The sequence below is a fragment of the Candidatus Desulfolinea nitratireducens genome, assembly GCF_982879505.1.
Window position 1 is genome coordinate 1 of sequence record NZ_CEYOSI010000204.1, and the last position, 6,203, is coordinate 6,203.

The following is a 6,203-nucleotide window of genomic DNA, read 5'->3' on the forward strand; positions in this document are numbered from 1 at the left end:
AGATTGAGTACACCGCTGCGTTGTCCAAATGTCTCACCAATGGCTGCATATAGGTATGGGGTTGCCAGGCGGATACCTGAGGTCAGAATTCCAATAATCACCAATTCAGGAGTCATGCTGAACCCTCCTCTTTTGAGGTATTTATATTTTCTGCGATTGATGGGGGGGCATCATCAGTTTCATCTCTGGATAATCGCTGCCGCTGTCGTCGCCTCCGCCAAATCTCGCTACTGACTACAAAAATGACAACCAGGCCGTTTAGTGCAGTGATCAACGCCGAGGGAATCTGGACAACTCGCTGCATCTTATTTGCACCAACAAGCAAGGCACCAAAGAAAATCGATGCGGGGATCGTCCCGATAGGATGTAATTGCCCAAATAAGGCTGCGACGATCCCATTAAACCCGGAACTGCCCGTAAATCCAGAAGCAGAACCATCGGTGATCATGCGGTAGTTTACGCCGTAAACCTGAATGGCACCAGCGAGGCCAGCAAATGCCCCACTCAAAAGCAAGGCTGTGACGATATGGCGGCGGACGCGGATGCCCCCATAGCGGGCGGCATGTGGATTCTGCCCCACTGCACGGATGCGGTATCCCAACGTAGTCCGCCACAGGAGGATGTAGACCAAAATCGCCAATACAACGGCAATTAAAAATCCTGCATGAAGACGTGTCGGTGCCCAACGCGGTAAGCGGAAAGCTTCAAGAAGGCGAGCCGTCTGCGGAATTTTGGAGGCTTTTTCAGCTTGAGCAGGATCAATCATTGGGCCACGCAGCATATAATTCATAACCTGCACAGCAATCGCATTCATCATGACAGTGCTAAGAATTTCATTGACCCGAAAATATGCTTTTAGAAAACCCGGAATACCTCCCCACAAAGCACCGCCTAAAAAGCCAGCTACCATTGCCGCAAAAATAACCAGCCAACCCGGCCAATCAGTAAAGGTCAGCCCTATCTGCGTGGCAAGGATGCCGCCGATAATCATCTGCCCCTCGCCACCGATATTGATCACGCTTGCACGAAAAGCTATACAAATTCCAAGTCCCACCAATAGTAAGGGAGTTGCTTTGACCAGAGTTTCGGCCATCGCATTGGTGCTGCCAAAGGCCCCTTCCCATAAGGCACCATAGGCCTCGACAGGGCTAACGCGTAAAATAAATAACATGATCGCGCCCACACCTAAGGCAGCAAATGTCGCAAATACTGGAAGTAAAGCGTCAAGCAAAGAGTCTAATCGAGATCGCATGAGCTGATTTGTCCTCCACCAAAAGTAAATCTAATACAATCATTATTAACTTCAAAATTGAATTTTATTTCAATTCCAGGCTTGCACAAGACGAAGCTTTAAAATATCATCATTCAGATAACTTTTGCCTAGAGTCAAGGGTTTGTTATCTTTGCTATAGAAAATCATTTTCAAGTTTAATAAATGGGTCCTTGGCCTGATATTCAAAATATGGGCATTTTCACCAGCCAGGGCTGAAGAAATCTCAGTGGTTACGAAAGAAATTTCCTGACGGAAATATTGCTTCAGGATCTCACGAATACGAAGGTGTCCATCAATTTCCGCATTTTGATCCAGCAAAAGTGATGCCGGGATTAAATTTTTCGCCAAAATTACCGGCTGGCTATTTGCCGAAAACAACCTTGTCATAGACAATAATTCAATCCCCGCATCTATTGCTAATACGTGTGCTTCATCTTCTGTTGCTGCAACCTTCTTTATTAAAAGAGGTTGAATAGATACTTCAAACCCACTGCGCTCAATTAGATGCGCAAAATCCCACAGCCCCCCTAGATGTGTATTAACTTCCTGAATTCGCTCATTGACGTAGGTCCCGTCACCTTGTTTGCGTAAGATCAACCCTTCAACAGCCAATTTGGCGAATACAGTTCGAATTGTGGCTCGGCTAACGCCGAACTCTTTTGACAGCTCGCTCTCAGAAGGCAAACGAAATCCGGGCGCATAGGTTGCGTCACGAAATCTCTCTCGGATAATCGTATTCACTTGTTCTGAAATGGGCTTTGATCGAATAACACGCATAAAGGTTCTTTCTTATAGTTTCTGCGATAGGGTAGTCGTCTGACTTTAACGAAAATAGTATACTTCACGAGATATCTCTAGTCAATCGTGAAATAATATGCAAACTGAATAATACGGTAAAATCCTGGAGAGATAACCATCCAGAAGCGAGGGGATTATGAAATCCTATCGTAAAGAACTTTGGTTCCATGCCCCCACCCGCCGCGCCTTTATCAATATCACCCCGTAAGTAAATGTAGCTTAATTATGAAGGCCAGATAAAAAGGGAATCGTTTATTCCATAGTGTGGCTGTAGAGACTTTCATTCGCAAAGGCGAAAACGAGCGCAGAAGATCATTCACACGTTCGATGTTGCTCTCCGTCAAGGTGACACAAGCGGAAATTTATTATCTTCCGTAATTACCGACCGGCGGGCGTGGCTGAGGCGCCGATGGTTTGCCGCGTTTGTGACCATGTTTTTGCGATTTCCAACCATGGCAGCGATTAAAAGTCATGCCACTACCGCAAGGGCAAGCATCTTTTGCCCTGGATTTTCGATAAGCCTCCCGAAGGGCTGGTTCATCTTTCCGTAGGAGTCCCATCACTTCCTCAGCCGGACGTCCCGTACGCAGCAGTGTCCCCAACAATTTCATCGGTACATCAACACGTTTGAAGAAGCCTTTGTAACCGACACACAAGTAATTCAGTCCCGGCTCTCCGGCTGGAGTGTCTATAAAGCGGTTCTTGGGGCATTCCCCGTTACAGGCAAAGCGCACCTCACAATCGCGACAGTATTTGGGCAATGAATCACGCTTATCCAGCCCGAATTGGCGCTGCTGATCAGACCCTACCATTTTAAGCATATGTTCTGTTTTTATATTTCCAAGCAGGTAATCGGGCTCCACAAAATGATCGCAGGAATACAGGTCGCCGTTATGCTCGAGGGCCAGGGCGGAACCACATGTCTGGTCGAAGATACATATCCCCGAGGTTGGGAAATGCATAAAACTTCGCAGGGAAGATTCAAACATTTGCACGAAAACCTTCCCAACGTCATTCAGTATCCACTCATCAAAAATCTGGATCAAGAAGCGGCCAAATTGCTCGGGCAGCACAGAGCGTGGCGTAACCTTATCTCCTTCCTGGTACAGGTTGCCCCCATCCTCGTTGATGCGTTCAACGATCGGGATGAATTGGATCCAACTGGTTTTTGCCTCATCGCGCAGAAAGCGATAGACCTCCAGCGGATGAGCAGCATTGACCCGATTGACAGTTGTGAGGATGTTGTATTCCACACCATGCTTCTGCAACAAGCGTAAACCGTGCATCACACTGTCGAAAGTCCCCTTGCCTCCCTTATCTAAACGGTGGGCATCGTGAAGATGGGGCGGCCCATCGATGCTGATCCCCATCAGGAAGTTGTTCTCTTTCAGGAATTCGCACCACTCATCATTCAGGAGCGTGCCGTTTGTTTGCATGGTATTTTCGAACACCATGCCGGGCTTGCGGTATTTTTCCTGGTATTCGATCGCTTTGCGGTAGAAATCCACGCCCATCAGGGTTGGCTCACCGCCCTGCCAGGCAATCGTCACCTCGCGCGTGCGATGCAATTCGATCAATTGGCGGATATATGTTTCCAGATCCACATCACCCATTCGAAACCTGCTGTCAGGATAGAGCAACTCTTTATCCAGAAAAAAACAATAAGAACATCCCAGGTTACAGGTGGCGCCGCTGGGTTTGGCCATGACGTGAATTCGGGGCGGTATACCGTTATTTGTACCCAATATATGTCTCCTGTTTAGTCCAGATGCATCGCTGAAACTTTTACTAATTATGGCATTCCGGAATAAATAAACAGTTTTAGATCGTCGACCTCAATGATTTGCGTCTTCCTGAGGGCAGGATATATTGATTTCAGACTGATTATCCGGCGATCTTATTCAATTCGATAGATTTGTCAATCATACCTTAACAATAATTGCCTGACCGTTTAATAAATGCAGGACTTACGCAAAATATCTTTTTTCTCGCTGCGTTGTAGCTTGTCTACAATACCCCAACGCAGAGCATTGGGACCAGGATTATAAAAATTCGTAAGTCCTAAAATGAATAGATGGTTTGGCTAATTCTCAGTAATATTTTTGTTACCTTGACCTTTCACCAGGTTGCTATTATCTGATAATTCACTCACTGTCATAGCCACTCCCATCATTATCCCGCAGTCGCATTTTGCCAATTTAGCGGTAAAATGCTTAGAAAGCATATAGTCTAAAAATGAGGTCATTATGAAATCTTATCGTAAAGAACTCTGGTTTCAAACCCCCACACGCCGTGCCTTCATAAATATTACCCCACAGGTAAACGAGGCCTTGCATGAAAGCACCATTCAGGAGGGATTTGTTCTTGTAAACGCAAGTCGGAATCATCTCCCTCTTCTGCTTTACTGATTCCTCTAGAACGTGGAAGTTTTCGAATACTTCCTTCCCACTGACCTGCTACACTTTCCACATAAAACCTCTTATCTTTCACTATAACATCAATTTTCAACATTGCCATCGTGCGCCGCTTTGTATCAAAGTCGGCGTTTTCGATTCCAAGAAAAACATCATCCGCAAATTTCAGTAAATCTTGCACAGCATCATCTGTCAAATTTGTTTTATCCAGATCCTCTTCTAGAAACTCTTGCCTTTCTATCAACGCTTCATAACGCTTATCGACTTCTTCCATATTCTGTTTCAGTTTATTTGCAACAATACCAGCAGCATGACGCAATGCTCGCCCAATCTCAACCGCTTCTCGCTCCGTTTCTTCAATCATAGCAATAACAGCCCCCAACTCTTCCTTTTTAGGATCTAGCGCAGCTTGCTCCTCTTGTTGTGCAATACGAAGGTGTTTCTCAAGGTTTTTCTGATCAGAGAACAAGCTCACAATGCTGTCCCAGACATCAGGCTCAATCGCCTCAGCACGAACAGAACGCTGCCAGCATGTCCTTTCTTCCAGATTAGAATGATGATTATTGCGCCATGTACATGTATAGTATTGGTGATTGCTAAAATATTCCCCAGATAAAGAATGTCCACAAGAGCAGCGCATCATTCCGCTTAAAAGATAATCATGCTTTGCGTTTCGTCTTGAGAATTTCTTATTCATCTCCCTTTGTTCTTGTGCAGCATCCCAAGTCTTTTTATCAATAACTGCCGGGACTTCAACCTCTATCCACTCTTCTTTAGGCCGTGTGTGACGGGTAGGACCAATCCGCATACCAAAACGCCATATTCCGGCATAGGTTTCTGAAGCGATAATAGAAAGAACGGTTCCTGCTCTCCACATCCCCCCCTTATGTTTACGGCGATAGCCTTTGAGTTCCCCAGGTGTTGGAAAGCCCATTTCAGACAAGCGTTTTGAAACCTGATTTGCAGATAAACGCTTCCCACTGTCATCACCTTCCAGATACCACTGGAAGATAAGACGTACAACCTTTGCCTGCTCTTCAATAATTGTGAAGTTGACCACTTTCCCATTCTCATCTCGAATATGATCATATCCATAAGGCGGACGCGTACCAACTACTCGTCCGGTACGGGCCTTTGCACGTTTTCCTCGCATAGATCTTTCTCTTATTTTCTGACGCTCATCACTCCCCTGCCAGCCTTTGATGACCAAGACAATATCCAGTTCACTCTCAATCTTCCCCACATCCAGAGCATAGACTTCCACACCAGTCCGTAACCAGTTTCGTATGGTTGTCAGTAAATCAACAATATCACGAGACAGGCGATCCACCTGATGAACAATAATCGCATCTACTTTTCTTGTTTTGATCATCTCCGTCAATAGTTGCCCTTGAGGGCGTTGCGCGACTGGCATAGCACCGCTCTCATCATCATGAAATTCCCCTACAACAACATAATCTAGACGCTCAGCATAAGCTCTACAGGAATCTAGTTGACTAGGGAGACTATAGCCGTTATCCGCTTGATCATTCGTTGATACTCGGGCATAAATTGCTGTTTTTTTGAGCATTTTCCTTCTCCTTATTCGTCTGTGGTTTTTATACGGCAGTTTGGGGTTTCAGCCTTAGAAAAAACGCAAAAGAGAAATTCTTGCATAGGTTACTGAAAGGCAGTCCATAACTAACTTTGCAATAGATGCACAAATTGTCGTAATGAAA

At 45.5% G+C, this 6,203-nt stretch carries 4 protein-coding genes and 3 pseudogenes; 2 read left to right on the forward strand and 5 right to left on the reverse strand.

Annotation, left to right across the window (positions count from 1 at the left end; translation table 11 throughout):
* Nucleotides 1–112: 112 nt before the first annotated feature.
* Both AC3DOM_RS14530 and AC3DOM_RS14535 read right to left on the reverse strand, forming a co-directional pair.
* Nucleotides 113–1,252 (reverse strand): ABC transporter permease, encoded by a 1,140-nt coding sequence (locus tag AC3DOM_RS14530; protein ID WP_487919767.1) that lies wholly within the window; start codon nucleotides 1,250–1,252, stop codon nucleotides 113–115.
* A 69-nt stretch (nucleotides 1,253–1,321) separates the two neighbouring features.
* A complete protein-coding gene (locus tag AC3DOM_RS14535) occupies nucleotides 1,322–2,050 on the reverse strand; it encodes a GntR family transcriptional regulator (RefSeq protein WP_487919768.1) in 729 nt (242 codons plus the stop codon).
* Between the two features lie 157 nt (nucleotides 2,051–2,207).
* On the opposite strand from AC3DOM_RS14535, the pseudogene AC3DOM_RS14540 reads away from it, so the two are divergent.
* Nucleotides 2,208–2,276 (forward strand): annotated as a pseudogene (locus AC3DOM_RS14540) (secondary thiamine-phosphate synthase enzyme YjbQ); the annotation flags it as partial.
* A 160-nt stretch (nucleotides 2,277–2,436) separates the two neighbouring features.
* On the opposite strand, the gene AC3DOM_RS14545 reads toward AC3DOM_RS14540, so the two are convergent.
* Entirely contained in the window at nucleotides 2,437–3,816 is a 1,380-nt protein-coding gene (locus tag AC3DOM_RS14545; RefSeq protein WP_487919769.1) for an anaerobic sulfatase maturase, read from the reverse strand.
* 338 nt (nucleotides 3,817–4,154) lie between these two features.
* Entirely contained in the window at nucleotides 4,155–4,316 is a 162-nt protein-coding gene (locus AC3DOM_RS14550) for a hypothetical protein (RefSeq protein WP_487919770.1), read from the reverse strand.
* 1 nt (nucleotide 4,317) lies between these two features.
* Here AC3DOM_RS14550 and AC3DOM_RS14555 point away from each other — a divergent pair.
* Nucleotides 4,318–4,446, forward strand: a pseudogene (locus tag AC3DOM_RS14555) (YjbQ family protein); the annotation flags it as partial.
* Between the two features lie 526 nt (nucleotides 4,447–4,972).
* On the opposite strand, the pseudogene AC3DOM_RS14560 reads toward AC3DOM_RS14555, so the two are convergent.
* Nucleotides 4,973–6,055, reverse strand: a pseudogene (locus AC3DOM_RS14560) (recombinase family protein); the annotation flags it as partial.
* Nucleotides 6,056–6,203 lie beyond the last annotated feature (148 nt).